Source organism: Polaribacter filamentus (assembly GCF_002943715.1).
Taxonomy (GTDB): Bacteria; Bacteroidota; Bacteroidia; order Flavobacteriales; family Flavobacteriaceae; genus Polaribacter; species Polaribacter filamentus.
The window spans coordinates 1,874,322-1,890,293 of the sequence record NZ_MQUA01000013.1 but is presented as its reverse complement, the minus strand read 5'-3'; the positions used below and the strand labels follow the sequence as shown (position 1 = coordinate 1,890,293).

Here is a 15,972-nt window from a genome sequence, read left to right as displayed (position 1 = left end):
ATAGGGATAATAAATAGGGAGATCGAAAAATACGCTAAAGATGATATTTTAGAGTTTGAAGATATCTCGGAGTTTGTAAAGAAACAACATTAATTTGTTCTAAATAGGGAACTTAATAACCTTCTAATTCCTGAAGAATTCCTTTTTAAACCTATAGACAACTTAACATTCAATCACTTAAAATTAAGTGAAGTATAATTATTTTAATACAAACTTTTAAATCTATTCGGATTAAACTCATGCATAATATCGTATATTTTTTCAAAAATATCTTCTGCAGAAGGTTTAGAAAAATAATCACCATCTGTACCGTAAGCAGGTCTGTGAGCTTTTGCGGTTAATGTAGTTGGTTTGCTGTCTAAATATTGATAGCCATTTTGATTTTCTAAAATCTCTTGTAAAATATATGCGGATGCGCCACCAGGTACATCTTCATCAATAACAATTAATTTATTTGTTTTTGCTAAACTCTTTACACAATCGTGATTTAAATCAAATGGCAATAAACTTTGCGCATCAATAATTTCTACTTCAATTCCGTCTTGTGCTAAATCTTTTGCAGCTTCTTCCACCAATCGCAAAGTAGATCCGTAAGAAACAACGGTAATATCTGTACCTTCTTTTATAGTTTCTACCACTCCTATCGGAGTTTTAAAATCCCCTAAATTTGTTGGTAATTCTTCTTTTAAACGATAACCATTTAAACATTCTATTACTACAGCCGGATCATCGCCTTCTAATAAGGTGTTGTAAAAACCAGCAGCTTTTGTCATATTTCTAGGAACCAAAACATGAATTCCTCTAATATTATTTATAATTCCGCCCATTGGTGAACCTGCATGCCAAATACCTTCTAAACGATGACCTCTAGTTCTGATAATTAAAGGTGCTTTTTGTTTGCCAAAAGTTCTGTAACGTAAAGTAGCTAAATCATCACTCATTATTTGCAATGCATACAATAAGTAATCTAAATATTGTACTTCTGCAATTGGTCTCAATCCTCTCATTGCTAAACCAATACCTTGACCAATAATGGTTGCTTCTCGTATACCAGTATCCGAAACTCTAATGTCTCCATATTTGTCTTGAAGCCCTTCCAATCCTTGATTTACATCACCAATAAGACCTGTATCTTCACCAAAAATTAGAACATCAGGATGTTTTTTAAGAATAGCATTAAAATTATCTCTCATAATAATTCTTGCATCCACTAAATTCTTTTCTGGGGAATAGATTGGTTTTCTTTCTACTTCATTTAGCACACTTGAATCAGAATCATTTACTAAATGTGTTGAGTATCTTTTATAGCCTTCATTTACAGACGCTTTTATGAAATTTTGTAATTCTATTTTTGCGCCAAAATGCTCCTCTTTTAAATATCGTAAACATTTTCTAGCAGAAGATATAATCTCTTTTCTTGTTGGTTCTGCCGTTGCTAATAAATCATTTTTGTGCTTATTGATAAACGTTCCGTTAACACTTTTGCTGGCAACATTTTCAAGTATTTCTGCAGCGATTAAAAGTTCTGCTTTTATTTCATTTAAATAGGCATTCCAAGCGTTTCTTTTGGCTTCTGTAACTTCTTTTTTAACTTCTTTTTCTATGATTAGTAGCTCTTCTTCAGAATCTACAAAACGTAAAATATCTCCTGTTTCTGTTTCTAATTCAAAGTTTAAAATCCATTTTCGCATTTTCGCAATACAATCGTGGTCTTGTTCCCATTGCAATCTTTCTTTGTCTTTATATCTTTCGTGAGATCCAGAAGTTGAATGACCTTGCGGCTGTGTTAATTCTTTAACATGAATTAAAACGGGCACATGTTCTTCTCTAGCAATTTTTGCTGCTTTTTGATATACATCAACCAATTTTACATAATCCCAACCATTTATAACAAATATTTCATATCCATTTGTATCATTTTCTCTTTGAAAACCTTTTAAAATTTCTGAAATATTTTCTTTTGTAGTTTGATGTTTTGCGTGTACTGAAATTCCATATTCATCATCCCAAATACTCATAACCATTGGCACTTGTAAAACTCCGGCAGCATTTATGGTTTCAAAAAAAACGCCTTCACTTGTGCTTGCATTCCCAATTGTGCCCCAAGCAACTTCATTTCCGTTTTTAGAAAACTTAGTTTTATGTTGCACACTTTTTTCGTTTCTATAAATTTTTGATGCTTGCGCTAATCCTAATAATCGTGGCATTTGACCTGCTGTAGGGGAGATATCTGCACTAGAATTGTATTGTTCAGTTAAGTTTTTCCAGCTTCCATTTTCATGTAAACTATGAGTTGCAAAATGTCCTCCCATTTGTCTACCAGCCGACATTGGATCTTCTTTAATATCTGAGTGCCCATATAAGCCTGCAAAAAATTGCTGTGCAGTTAATTCGCCAATTGCCATCATTAAAGTTTGATCTCTATAATAACCAGATCTAAAATCACCTTTTTTAAAGGCTTTTGCCATAGCTAATTGCGGAACTTCTTTTCCGTCGCCAAAAATTCCGAATTTTGCTTTACCAGTTAAAACTTCTCGGCGTCCTAACAAGCTGCATTCTCTGCTAACTTTCGCAATTCGGTAGTCATTTAGTACCTCGGTTTTAAAATCATTAAATGTAATTTCCTGAGTATTAGAAGCAACCTTTTCTTTCAGCATGGTTTTGTGAGTTTTTTAACTATTGCAAAGATAGTTTTTTTAATCGATATTTAAAAATATCTTGATTGTTTGAGAATACGTTAACGAAATTAACATAAATACATGTTTTGTTAGGAATTACACAAAACAATTTAATTTGTTTGAATATTATAAGAATCCTCTTCTAAAGAAATTATAAATCGAATTTACATCGGCAGTTAATGTAAATCTAATTTTTTGCGGATAAGCTCCTTGAGAGATTTCCCATCCATTATTTGAATATAAAGGAAAATAAACTTCAAATATATTGTGAACGAAATTAAATCGGATTCCGTTATTATATCCAAAGTAAATAGGATTGTTTTTATTTTTTAGAAAAGCAACATCATTATAAAATTCAATCCATCGCCATAAACCAAAACTAGAATTAAAAGCAAACATGTATTGATTTGCAAATCTTGTGGGTAAAACTGATTTAAATCCGCCTTCAGCGATAATAAATTGTTTGCTAAAAAAACCGGTGTCTTCCGATCGTCCATAATAATTAAGCTGAAATAAATAGTCATTGGCTCTGTCTAAACCAAAACTAAAATAATCTCCTTCTGTTTTGTTATTTAAAAAAGCACCCGCAAAAAATCTAAAATCTAATTGTGTATCTGAAGTTGATAAAGAACGAAACCTTAAATCGACAGCAAGTTTAGAAAATTTTTCAGCAGCTTCTAAACTGAAATTATACCTAAATTCTTTAATGATATCAGGGTTCACATAATTATAACTTAAATTAAAAATGCTGTAATTATCTAGATCTGTTCTAATTGCTGTTGGTGCAACTTCTTTATCAATATGAACCAATTTTGCTATTAAAGATTCTGAAGTGGCATCTCTTAACGATTTTCTTTTAAAAACGATATTTACAAAAGGAACAAAAGCTCGGTAAGATAACTCTGGAGCATAATCTAACGTAACACCAGAAATTCCGTACATTATTTTGTAAACTTTAGTTTCTTCTAAATATTGATTGTATAATGCAGAAAACTTACCAATTACAGTATTACTTTTTGTAGCGTAAGAAGGTGCGAATTTGAGCTCTAAATTTCTTTTAATTAAAGGTTTGTTGTGCAGCTTAACACCTAAAATAATACCGTTGTAAAAGTTGTAATTAACATCTGGTTGATAAAATATTTGCGTATAATAAGGGTCTTGAATATCTTTTATTAATGTAAACTTTAAGGGTTTATTAAATATTTTATTTTCTAAACTTTTCCAATTATCTAATGTATTTAACTCAGGATATAAGTCTTCATAATTTAAAGAAACTTTATTAAAATCTTCTTTAGGAATGGTAACTGTTTTTGAATTTTCGATGTCTGTAAACCATCTTTTATATTTAATTTCTTTGTCTTTTAGACCATAAAGTAAAACAGGGGCGGTAATATTTCTCTTGTTTCTGATGGTTACTTCTAAACTGTCGCCTTTTACTAAAACATCATCAATTGTATAATCTATTTTTTTATTAGTTTTTATAAAATCGTTGAAAAACCAATCAATTTCTTTGCTGGTTTTTGATGAAAGTATTTTTCTAAAATCTGCACTAGAAATTGTTTTTGTACTATGATTTTGATAAAATTCTTTAATGCTGCTATTTAAAATACTGTCTCCTAAATAACCTTTTAAATATCTAAAACCCAATCCAGCTTTGTATTTACTCGCTATTTTTCTGTTAAAGTTTGATAAAGAATCGGCCGATGTTGTCAATGCTTGGTCTAAAAATGTTCTTGAAACGAACTGATGTATTAAAGGATATTTATCATTAAAATTTTGTTTTGAAATATGATAATTTTTTAAAAACCATTTGTTAGATATTTCGCCCAATAACTTAGTATCTGGATAAAATTCTTGAACATATTCTAACATTAAATAATTTTGTAATCCGTCTAAAATCCAATAATCATCTCTTTTGTTTAGGAGTAAAGTATTCTCAATATATTTTCTGCTTAACGCTTTAAACATGGTAACATCCCATTTAAAAGAATCAGAAAAAGGACGCAAAAAGCTGGGTAATTGACTTAAACCATACACTGGATCCTTCGACTGTGTAATTTTGTCTACATAAATTTCATTATGCGGATATTTGCCCAAGAATTTTTCTATAAAAAGCAACTCTCTATTTAAAATGTTCGTAGCAGCATCGTAGTCAATTTCAAGAGGAAAAAGATCTGTATAAACTGTGGTGCTTTTGGTTTTAAAAGTTTTTAGTTGCCTGGTTTTATTTATACTTAGAATAATATCAGTTTTGTTTTTACCAATTAAATAATAATTCGTAAAATTTTCTTTTTCTGTTTTGTATTCATATAGATTACTCTCTACAACATAATTTTTTGGAACATCAATTTCAACAATAAAATCGGTTGGACATTCATACAAATCATCAATATTTAAGTTGCTCATTAATTGCCAACCATTATTGTAAACTGCCGGAGTTATATACCAAAAACGCAAATGATAACCTTCTTTCGTTTTACCGTAGGATGTAAACGCGGCACTCGGAATTTTTACAATATATGTTATCTCTATTTGCGCACTATCCTTTGGTTTTAAGGATTTCAACAAAGGCACATTGATGATGTCTGCATGTTTTTCTACTTCAAAAAATCCTGTATTTTCGTAGTTTACACTTAGGTTTTTTATGGTTGTTTCCCCTAAAGCCTTTTCATTAGCAAAATATAAATTCTTCCTAAAATCTTTGATTAATCTTTTTGACAAGGGCGTTTTTCTATCTCTAAAACTATTTGCCCAATTATGAAGGTAAATGTTTGTCAAGATAGAATCGGATGAGTTATAAAAAACAATTTCTTGTTGTATTAATAACTCATCCTTATCAGGGTTAAAAGTTGATTTTATAGAAATTTTGTTCTCTTGTGCAAACGAAATTACAGATATTAAAAAACAAAATACAATGATGTTAAAGTAGTTTTTCAAATTAGAGTCTCATAAATTTTGATGGACGAAAATAAAATATTAAATTTAAAAATTTGGCTTTAATTTATATTTTCCATAGAATTTATTCAAGTGTTCTACAGCTTCATCTGCCGTGTCAACAATTCTAAAAAGATTTAAATCTTCTGCACTAATATTACCTTCTTCTATGAGTGTATTTTTAATCCAATCCATTAAACCTCCCCAAAATTTTGATCCCACTAGCACAATAGGAAAACGACCAATCTTTTTAGTTTGTATTAAAGTAATTGCTTCAAAAAGTTCATCCATAGTTCCAAAACCACCAGGCATTACAACAAAACCTTGAGAATATTTTACAAACATTACTTTACGAACAAAAAAGTAATCGAAATCCAAACTTTTACCTCTATCAATCCAAGGATTGTCGTGTTGCTCAAAAGGTAACTCTATATTTAAACCAACAGAAACTCCTTTTCCTCTATTTGCACCTTTATTACCAGCTTCCATAATTCCTGGTCCACCACCAGTAATAACTCCAAAACCATTTTGCGTTAATTTAAAAGCAACTTCTTCTGCTAGTATATAATGAGGGTGATCTGGTTTTGTACGCGCAGAACCAAATATAGAAACACAGGGGCCAATTTTACTTAAACGTTCGTACCCATTAACAAATTCTGCCATAATTTTAAATATAGCCCAAGAATCTTTTGTTTTTATTTCGTTCCAGGTTTTTTGTTTCAGTTTTTCTTTTATTTTTCTATCGTCATTTGTCATAAATAGGTAATTTTTAAATCTTATTTTTTAATAAGAAAGCGTGCTAAATTAGTTCTTTTTTTAAGAAATTAATTAAGAGAAGAGATATGTTTACCAAAATATTTTAAATTTGTTCAATTAAAAATTAAAATTTATTTATGAAAATTGCTAATTTTTCAATAGGAATAATCTTCCTTTTTTTACTGTATTTAATGTAAGTGCTCAATATAATTCTAATAATTATTGGAATAGTATGTTAGAAAACAACAATAAAGAGGCGTATAATACTTTTACAAAATCTTAAAAGGAGTATGAAAAATCAATAGAACTTTTAATTACCAATGAAATCTTAAGAAATGAAAATGGTTTAATTGATGGTGCTTCCAAGGATATTTTAAATCAGGATAATTTCGAATTGGTTAAAGAAGATATTTTACAAGATTTTAATCAAAGAATAGTTGAGGGGCTGGTTTTAGATACGATTCAGAATATTTCTGCACAAAAAGGAACTGAATTTTTATCCTACACCACTAAAGTGCATTTAAATGATAAAATGAATGAAATGGGGGCTATGACTTTTTTTAAATTACCAATAGTTTCGCATGGATACAATGCGGGTATTATTAGTTTAGAAGAAAGAAAATATGCAATAGATTATCAAAGTTATGAAAACTCAAATTTTTATAATACTATTTATAATTTAGAAATCCCGACGGGCAAAAAGTTCATAGAAATACCCGAAAACAAAAAGTTTACATACAAAAAACATACTTTCGAAGTTATTTATAAGGCTGTTTCAGAAAACCAATTACAAATAACAATTGCAGCAGCCACAGATTTAAGTGATATTTCCCAAAATGAGTATATAGACTTTAAAAGTTATGTTGAAAAGGTATTAAAATCAAAAGATATATTAATCGGTTATAAATAAGAGGTTTCAAGTTTTTTCTTCAAAAATTGGGCGGTATAACTTTTTTTATGTTTGGCAACTTCTTCTGGAGTTCCTGTGCATAAAATAGAGCCGCCTTTTTTACCGCCTTCCATACCAACATCAATAATGTAATCTGCTAATTTTACAACGTCTAAATTATGCTCAATAATTAAAACAGTATTTCCTTTATCGGCTAATTTATTTAAAACATCCATCAAAACTCTAATATCTTCAAAATGAAGTCCTGTTGTGGGTTCATCTAAAATATAAAAAGTGTTTCCGGTGTCTCTTTTAGATAATTCTGATGCCAGTTTTATACGTTGCGCTTCACCACCAGAAAGCGTGGTAGATTGCTGACCAAGTGTAATGTAGCCCAAGCCAACATCTTTAATTGTTTTTAATTTTCTATGTATTTTAGGAATCAACTCAAAGAAATTGGTAGCATCTTCAATGGTCATGTTTAAAACATCCGAAATTGATTTTCCTTTGTACCTAATTTCTAAAGTTTCTCTGTTAAAACGTTTTCCTTGGCAAGTTTCACATTCTACTTGCACGTCTGGTAAAAAGTTCATTTCTATTACTCTAACTCCGCCACCTTGACAGGTTTCACAGCGACCGCCCTTTACATTAAAAGAAAACCTTCCAGGTTTATAACCACGAATTGCCGCTTCTGCAGTTTTTGCAAATAAGCTTCTAACTTCAGAAAAAGTGCCAGTATACGTTGCAGGATTTGATCTAGGAGTTCTACCAATCGGTGATTGATCAATATCAATTACTTTATCAACATGTTCTAAACCTTCAATTTTTTTATAAGGCATTGGTTTTTTAACACCTCTATAGATATGAGCATTTAAAATAGGATACAAAGTTTCGTTAATTAAGGTCGATTTTCCACTTCCAGAAACTCCCGTAACACAAATCATTTTTCCAAGAGGAAATTCAACAGAAACATTTTTTAAATTGTTTCCTGACGCTCCTTTTAGTTTGATGAATTTTCCGTTTCCTTCTCTACGTTCTTTAGGTACTGCAATAACTTTTCGGCCAGTTATATAATCTGCAGTTAACGTATTTTGTTTCTTTAAATCTTCAAAAGTTCCTTCGCTAACAATTTGCCCGCCATGTCTTCCTGCTCCAGGACCAATATCGAACACAAAATCTGCGTGTTCCATCATGTCTTTGTCGTGTTCAACAACTAAAACAGAGTTTCCAATATCACGTAATTTAAGTAAAGAATCTATTAATTTCTGATTATCTCTTTGATGCAAACCAATACTTGGTTCATCTAAAATGTATAAAACGCCAACTAATTGCGATCCAATTTGAGTAGCCAAACGAATTCTCTGTGCTTCTCCTCCAGACAGCGATTTCGAAGTTCTATCTAAGGTTAAATAATCTAAACCAACATCTAACAAAAACTGAATTCTAGTTCTTATTTCTTTGATAATTTCTGAGGCAATAATTAATTGTTTTTCTGATAAATCTTTTTCAATGTTTGCAAACCATTTAGCCAATTCAGTAATATCTAATTGGGCTAAATCACTAATGTTTTTGTCGGTAATTTTAAAATGAAGTGCTTCTTTTTTTAATCTTTTTCCTTCACAAGCAGCGCAAGGAACTTCATCCATAAAAGCTTTTGCCCAGCGTTTTATACTCGTGCTTTCTGCATTTATATATTGATTGCTGATAAAAGCCAAAATACCTTCAAAGTCAATTTTGTAATTTCTAGTTACCCCAACGGTTTTAGATTCTATGGCAAAAGATTCATTGCCACCATTTAAAATAATGTCTAAAGCTTCTTTTGGAATGTCTTTAATTGCATCTGTAAGTTTAAACTGATAGCGTTCTGCAATATTCTGAATTTGTTTAAAAATCCAGCTACTTTTTTCTTCTCCTAAAGGGATAATTCCACCCTTTTTTATAGAAATACTATTATCAGGAATTACTTTTTTTAAGTTGATTTCATTATTGATTCCTAGTCCATTGCACGTATCGCAAGCTCCTTTTGGCGAGTTAAATGAAAAATTATTTGGCTCAGGATTAGGATATGCAATTCCGGATGTTGGGCACATTAATTCACGGCTAAAATATCGAGGTTTTTCGTCATCAATATCGATAACCATCATAATGTTATTACCAGAATATAAGGCTGTTTTTATGGTTTCCTCTAAGCGGCTTTCTGCAGATTCATTAATTAATAATCTATCAATTACAACTTCTATATCATGCGTTTTATACCTGTCTAAACGCATTCCTTTTTCTATTTCTTTAATTTCGCCATCAACTCTAACTTTTACAAAGCCTTGTTTAGAAATTTGTTCAAAAAGTTCACGATAATGTCCTTTTCTCGATTTGATTAAAGGCGCTAAAACAGCAATTTTTTTATCAGCAAAATCAGTAAGAATAAGCTCTTTTATTTGCTCATCAGAATAACTAACCATTTTTTCATTTGTATTGTAAGAGTAAGCATCTGCTGCTCTGGCAAACAATAATCTTAAAAAATCGTAAATTTCTGTAATTGTCCCAACGGTAGACCTCGGACTTTTATTTGTCGTTTTTTGTTCTATGGAAATTACAGGCGAAAGGCCATCAATTTTATCAACATCTGGTCTTTCTAAACCTCCTAAAAACTGTCGTGCATAGGCAGAAAAGGTTTCTATATAACGTCTTTGCCCTTCGGCATAAATGGTGTCAAAAGCTAAAGAAGATTTTCCACTTCCGCTTAAACCAGTAATAACGACTAGTTTTTCGCGTGGAATTTTTACATCAATATTCTTTAAATTATGAACTCGTGCTCCGTAAACTTCTATGTATTCTTGGTCTTTCAAAAAAAGGTTATTTTTAGAAAGGTGCAAAGTTAATCAATATTAAATCAAATTTGATTGAAAAGTATTTAACAAATGATATAGTTTTTAGTATCTTGCAGTAAAAAGAAATAAGGTGAATTTAATATATTCTGTGCGTCATTTTTTTGAAAGACATGGTTTTGGGGTTTTCTCAAGACTTGCAGATAAATTAGGGATGCGTGCAAAAAATGTGCGTATTTTTTTTATTTATATTTCTTTTGTAACAGTAGGTTTGTCTTTCGGTTTATATTTAACATTAGCCTTTTTACTGCGATTAAAAGATATGATTCACACAAAAAGAAGTTCGGTTTTTGATTTGTAGTTTATAATGATGTTAGGCTCAAAAATATATAAAATTATAGTGCTTGTTGTCTCTATAATAACCTTGGGAATAACAGGCTATATGTGGCTCTCAAATTATTCGTTTGTAGATGCCTTGTATATGACCGTAATTACTGTAACCACCGTTGGTTTTGGAGAAGTAAAACCATTTACACCCGAAGAGAAAATATTTACAATTTTCTTGATTTTAACAAGTATTACGGTTTTTGGATACGCAGTTTCTGCTTTTTCAGAATTTTTAGTGAGTGGAAAATTATTTGATCATTTTAAACATAAAAGAGTGGAAAAACAAATAAATAAATTGGTAGGTCATACGATTGTTTGCGGTTATGGTAGAAACGGTAAGCAAGCTATTTCGAAACTTAAAAATTACGGAAAACAATATGTGGTCATCGAAAAAAGTAAAGTTGTAATAGAAAAATTAGATCTTGAAGGGGTTTTAAATGTGGAAGGAGACAGCACCACAGACGAATTTTTATTAAAAGCAGGAATATTGAAAGCAAGTAATCTAATTACGGCTTTGCCTTCTGATGCCGATAATTTATTTGTAGTTTTAAGTGCAAGACAATTAAATAAAGGCTGTAAAATTATAAGCAGAGCATCTAAAGAAACTTCATATAGTAAATTAAAAATTGCTGGTGCCGATAATGTAATTATGCCAGATAAATTAGGTGGCGATCACATGGCTTCTTTAGTAGTAACTCCAGACGTAATTGAGTTTGTAGATAGACTAACAATAGAAGGTGAAACAACGGCTAATTTAGAAGAAATTGATGTGGATGAATTGCCTAAGATATATTTAGGTAAAACTATTTTAGATTTAGATTTAAGAAAAAAAACAGGCTGCACTGTTATTGGATTAAGAAATCCGGATAAAGATTATATTATAAATCCTGAAGCAGATTCGATACTTATAAAAGGCTCTCATTTAATCATTTTGGGCAGACCCGAACAGATAATAAAATTAAGAGAATTATTTTAATCCGAAATACTTTCTAAGGTTTACCCTAATTCTTCATTGAAATTATCATTCCTGTGAACACGGGGATTTAAATAATTATAAAAAAAGGAAACTATTTACAAATGATAAAAGTTGTACTTACAGGAAGTAACGGTTTATTGGGGCAATCTTTAGTAAAATTATTACTTCTGGAAAAAGAAAAATACCAAGTTTTTGGTTTTTCAAAAGGAAAAAATAGAAGTGGAAGGGAAGATTTTACATACATTTCTATTGATATTACAAATGAGCCAGAACTCAAAGAAAAGTTAATAAAAATTCAACCAAATTTTATAATCAATACGGCGGCAATGACGCAAGTTGATGATTGTGAAGACAATAAAGAGGCCTGCGATTTGTTAAATATAACCGTTGTTAAATGGTTGTCAGAAATTTCTGAAGCAATAAACGCGCATTTAATTCATCTTTCTACTGATTTTATTTTTGATGGAAAAAAAGGCAACTACAAAGAAACAGATACTCCCAACCCGTTAAGTTATTATGGACTTTCTAAGTTAAAATCCGAAGAAATTTTAATCAACTCAACAATAGATTTCACGATTTTAAGAACTATTTTAGTATATGGTAAAGTGTTTGATATGAGTAGAACAAACATTGTGCTGTGGGTAAAAGAGATGCTAGAAAAGGGAAAAGAAATTACGATTGTGGATGATCAATATAGAGCACCAACCTATGTAGAGGATTTGGCTAAGGCATGTAAAATTTCTATGGATAAAGGTGCGATAGGCATCTATCATATATCATCAAGTACATTGTTAAGTGTTTTTGAAATTGCGCAACAAATTGCAGAAATTTTTAATTTAGATAAAGGTTTGATATTACCTATTTCAGCATCCACTTTAAACCAAAAAGCACAAAGACCACCTATAACTGGTTTTGATTTGAGTAAAACAAATACTGAGTTAGAATTTTATCCAAAATCATTCAAAGAAGATTTGCGAAAATTTAAAGATATGATAATGTAAAAATCACTTTTATGGCTCAAAAGTTGTCTTAAGCGCAATTTTTTATGATATTGCAGGTTACTAATTGAAAAATTAACAATAGATGAATATAAAGAAAAGAATTCTTTCAATGCTTGTATTTGCAATACCAATGTTAACATTTGCACAAGAATTAACAATTGATGAAAAAATAGAAGAAAAATTTAAACCTTTCGCTGATGTTGTGAGTTCAGTCGTTTTTTATCCAATTTCAATTGTTGGTATAGATGTACCAATTGTAGTAATTCTTTTGTTATCTGGGGCTTTGTTCTTTACATTGTATTTTAAGTTTTCTAACATCACTTTATTGGGGGTTGCCATAAGAGCGACTAATGGAAAGTATGACGATGTTGATCACAATTCAGTGGATGAAATGGCTGGTGATCCTACTCCAGGTGGTAATATTTTTGAAACAGTAAAGGCAGATGACGTTATAGGAGAAGTTACCCATTTTCAAGCTTTAACAGCTGCGTTATCTGCCACCGTAGGTTTAGGAAATATTGCAGGAGTTGCAGTTGCAATTGCAATTGGAGGTCCAGGAGCAACCATATGGATGATTCTAGCTGGATTTTTAGGAATGTCTACAAAATTAGTAGAAGCTACTTTAGGTGTTAAGTATAGAGAAGTTGGTGAAGACGGGAAAATATATGGAGGCCCAATGTACTACTTAAAGAAAGGATTAAAAGAAAAGAATCTAGCTGGATTGGGAAAAGTTTTAGCTGTCTTATATGCTGTTTTTGTAATTGGAGGTTCTTTTGGAGGTGGAAATATGTTTCAAGCGAACCAAGCAGCTGCACAATTTAAACAACTCTTTGATATCGAATCTGGGTTTATATTTGGACTTGTAATGGCAACATTAGTTGGTGTAGTAATTATTGGTGGAATTAAAAGAATAGGTAGAGTAACAGAAAAAATAGTACCATTTATGGCAATTATGTTTGTAGGTGCTTCTATAATTATACTTGCAATGAATTTTAGTATAATACCAGAGGCGATGGGTCAAATTTGGGATGGCGCTTTTAAACAAACTTCTGTAGTAGGAGGTTTAATTGGGGTAATGATTGTTGGTTTTCAAAGAGCTGCTTTTTCAAATGAAGCAGGTGTTGGGTCGGCATCTATTGCACACGCAGCAGTAAAAACTAAATTTCCAGCCAGTGAAGGTATTGTAGCTTCAATAGGGCCGTTTGTGGATACTGTAATTATTTGTTCAATGACCGCTCTGGTAATTGTGGTTACCAATTTAAGAAGTAATTTATTTACCTATGGTAATTTAGATTCAAAGAGTAATGTGCTATTAAATGCAACCAACCAACCTATAAATGGTGTCGATTTAACTTCAGTCGCGTTTGATTCTGCAATTCCCAATTTTTCTATATTGCTAACAGTAGCAGTAATTTTATTTGCTTTTTCATCGATGCTTTCTTGGTCTTATTATGGAATACAAGGATGGACATATTTATTTGGAAAAGGTAAATTAGCAGATATTACATACAAAGCATTGTTCTTGGGTTTTGTTGTAATTGGTGCATCTAGTACTTTAGGGTCTGTAATTGAATTTTCTGATGCAATGATATTTGCAATGGTATTTCCTAATATTATAGGCTTGCTTCTTTTAGCTCCAAAAGTTAAAGTTGAGTTGGCTAGATACCTAAATGCAATTGGTCATAAAAAGAAAAAATAAATTTAAATAAAGTATTTTTTTTGGAATCCAATTTCTGTTGAATATAAATCAAGGAAATTGGATTTTATTTTTGATTATAATTTTAGTAATTTTTCAAGTTTTTTATGATATTAGCAATCTAATAATTAAAAATATTAATTAAATAAAAATTATGAACAAAAAATTTCTTTCATTGCTCTTATTAGCAATTCCTATGTTGACATTTGCACAAGAAAAAGGATTAGACGAACAGGTAAATGATGCATTTATGCCTTTTGCAACTTGGTGGGAAAACTTAGTTTTAACCACAGTGCCAATTGCAGGTTATAATATTCCATTCGTAGTTTTATTATTAGTCTTGGGGGCAACTTTTTTCACTTTTTACTTTAAATTCCCGGGTGTTACAAAGTTTATTACTGCTATAAATACTGTTAGAGGTAAATATGTAGATATCGAAAAACATGGCGTTGATAAACTATATAGTAATGATGAGGCTTTAGCGGAAGAAGATATTGCAGATACAATCCGTGACGAAAGCGCTCATGGTGAAGTTTCTCATTTTCAAGCATTAGCAACAGCAGTTTCTGGAACTGTTGGTTTAGGAAATATTGCAGGTGTTGCAGTAGCAATTGGGCTTGGTGGACCAGGAGCAACTTTCTGGATGGTAGTATGTGGCTTACTAGGAATGTCTACTAAATTTGTTGAATGTACTTTAGGTGTAAAATATAGAGATGTTGGCGAAGATGGAACGATATATGGAGGTCCAATGTATTATTTATCAAAAGGATTTAAAGAAATGGGTTTTGGTGCTGTGGGTAAAGTTTTAGGAGTGCTATTTGCTATACTTTGTGTGGGTGCTTCTTTTGGAGGTGGTAATGCATTTCAATCTAATCAAGCTGCTGTTCAAATTAGTTCTTTGTTTAATTTACAAGGCGGTTCTACAGGAGTAATTATAGGTATTGTTCTTGCAATTTTAGTAGGTATCGTAATTATTGGTGGTATTAAGCGTATTGCTAAAATTACTGAAAAAATTGTGCCTTTTATGGCAGGATTATATATCGTAGCATCGTTGGTAATTATTTTTGCAAACTTTAGTGATATCGGTTTTGCTTTCCAATTAATTATGGATGGAGCATTTTCGCCGATGGCTGGACTTGGTGGTTTAGTAGGGGTATTAATTGTTGGTTTTCAAAGAGCAGCATTTTCTAATGAAGCTGGTGCAGGTTCTGCTGCAATTGCGCACTCTGCTGTTCGTACAAAATATCCTGCATCCGAAGGTGTTGTTGCACTTTTAGAGCCGTTTATTGATACAGTAGTTATTTGTACAATGACAGCTTTAGTAATTATTTTCTTTAATATTAATGGTACAGACCCTCAATCGGTATTTAATTATACTGCAGCGCACGGAAGTAGCGTAATTTTAAATTCTACTGGTGAAACAATTAATGGTGTAGATTTAACATCAATGGCATTCGATTCTGTAATTCCGCATTTTTCTTATGTATTAACTGTTGCAATTGTATTATTTGCATTCTCTACAATGATTTCTTGGTCGTATTATGGTTTACAATCTTGGAAATATTTATTTGGTAAAGGAAAAGCTGCGGATATAACGTATAAAATATTATTTTTAATATTTGTTGTTATTGGAGCTGCTGCAACTTTAGACGCTGTAATTAAGTTTTCTGATGCTATGATATTAGCATTGGTTTTCCCAAATATGATTGGATTATTATTCTTGTTCCCAAAAGTAAGACAAGAAATGAAACGTTATTTAGGTGCAATTTCTATTAAGAAAGAAGCAATTCAAGATGGTGCAATAGATGTAACTAAACACATGTAAAACAA

The 15,972-nt window shown here is 31.1% G+C and carries 10 protein-coding genes; 6 read left to right on the top strand and 4 right to left on the bottom strand.

The genetic code is table 11. The features are described from left to right. Nucleotides 1–203: 203 nt before the first annotated feature. From BST83_RS10950 to BST83_RS10940, 3 genes are all read right to left on the bottom strand, one after another. A complete protein-coding gene (locus BST83_RS10950) occupies nt 204–2,657 on the bottom strand; it encodes an alpha-ketoacid dehydrogenase subunit alpha/beta (RefSeq protein ID WP_104809820.1) in 2,454 nt (817 codons plus the stop codon). Between the two features lie 147 nt (nt 2,658–2,804). Then, the gene (locus tag BST83_RS10945; protein WP_104809819.1) at nt 2,805–5,615 is read right to left on the bottom strand and encodes a gluzincin family metallopeptidase; all 2,811 of its coding nucleotides are present in this window, start codon (nt 5,613–5,615) and stop codon (nt 2,805–2,807) included. A gap of 45 nt (nt 5,616–5,660) precedes the next feature. Beyond that, complete coding sequence (locus BST83_RS10940; RefSeq protein ID WP_104809818.1) at nt 5,661–6,368, bottom strand: LOG family protein; 708 nt, start codon at nt 6,366–6,368, stop codon at nt 5,661–5,663. A 394-nt stretch (nt 6,369–6,762) separates the two neighbouring features. Between BST83_RS10940 and BST83_RS10935 the strand changes: the two genes are divergently transcribed. After that, entirely contained in the window at nt 6,763–7,278 is a 516-nt protein-coding gene (locus BST83_RS10935) for a DUF3858 domain-containing protein (RefSeq protein WP_104809817.1), read from the top strand. On the opposite strand, the gene uvrA is transcribed toward BST83_RS10935, so the two are convergent. Next, nucleotides 7,269–10,103 carry an excinuclease ABC subunit UvrA gene (gene uvrA, locus BST83_RS10930; RefSeq protein WP_104809816.1) on the bottom strand — a complete coding sequence of 945 codons (2,835 nt, stop codon included), beginning with the start codon at nt 10,101–10,103 and terminating at the stop codon, nt 7,269–7,271. The genes BST83_RS10935 and uvrA overlap by 10 nt on opposite strands. A gap of 112 nt (nt 10,104–10,215) precedes the next feature. On the opposite strand from uvrA, the gene BST83_RS10925 reads away from it, so the two are divergent. From BST83_RS10925 to BST83_RS10905, 5 genes are all read left to right on the top strand, one after another. Further along, nucleotides 10,216–10,443 carry a PspC family transcriptional regulator gene (locus BST83_RS10925; protein ID WP_104809815.1) on the top strand — a complete coding sequence of 76 codons (228 nt, stop codon included), beginning with the start codon at nt 10,216–10,218 and terminating at the stop codon, nt 10,441–10,443. Nucleotides 10,444–10,452: 9 nt separating this feature from the next. After that, entirely contained in the window at nt 10,453–11,445 is a 993-nt protein-coding gene (locus BST83_RS10920; protein ID WP_104809814.1) for a potassium channel family protein, read from the top strand. Between the two features lie 101 nt (nt 11,446–11,546). Next, nucleotides 11,547–12,446 carry an SDR family oxidoreductase gene (locus BST83_RS10915; RefSeq protein ID WP_104809813.1) on the top strand — a complete coding sequence of 300 codons (900 nt, stop codon included), beginning with the start codon at nt 11,547–11,549 and terminating at the stop codon, nt 12,444–12,446. A gap of 82 nt (nt 12,447–12,528) precedes the next feature. After that, nucleotides 12,529–14,145 (top strand): alanine/glycine:cation symporter family protein, encoded by a 1,617-nt coding sequence (locus tag BST83_RS10910; protein ID WP_437438453.1) that lies wholly within the window; start codon nt 12,529–12,531, stop codon nt 14,143–14,145. Nucleotides 14,146–14,296: 151 nt separating this feature from the next. Further along, nucleotides 14,297–15,967: an alanine/glycine:cation symporter family protein gene (locus BST83_RS10905; protein WP_104809812.1), complete on the top strand. Its 1,671-nt coding sequence runs from the start codon at nt 14,297–14,299 to the stop codon at nt 15,965–15,967. Nucleotides 15,968–15,972 lie beyond the last annotated feature (5 nt).

Coding starts and splice junctions, on each gene's coding strand:
- BST83_RS10950 (WP_104809820.1), bottom strand. CDS start 2,657: ATGCTGAAAGAAAAGGTTGCTTCTAATACTCAGGAAATTACATTTAAT.
- BST83_RS10940 (WP_104809818.1), bottom strand. CDS start 6,368: ATGACAAATGACGATAGAAAAATAAAAGAAAAACTGAAACAAAAAACC.
- BST83_RS10920 (WP_104809814.1), top strand. CDS start 10,453: ATGTTAGGCTCAAAAATATATAAAATTATAGTGCTTGTTGTCTCTATA.
- BST83_RS10915 (WP_104809813.1), top strand. CDS start 11,547: ATGATAAAAGTTGTACTTACAGGAAGTAACGGTTTATTGGGGCAATCT.
- BST83_RS10905 (WP_104809812.1), top strand. CDS start 14,297: ATGAACAAAAAATTTCTTTCATTGCTCTTATTAGCAATTCCTATGTTG.
- BST83_RS10910 (WP_437438453.1), top strand. CDS start 12,529: ATGAATATAAAGAAAAGAATTCTTTCAATGCTTGTATTTGCAATACCA.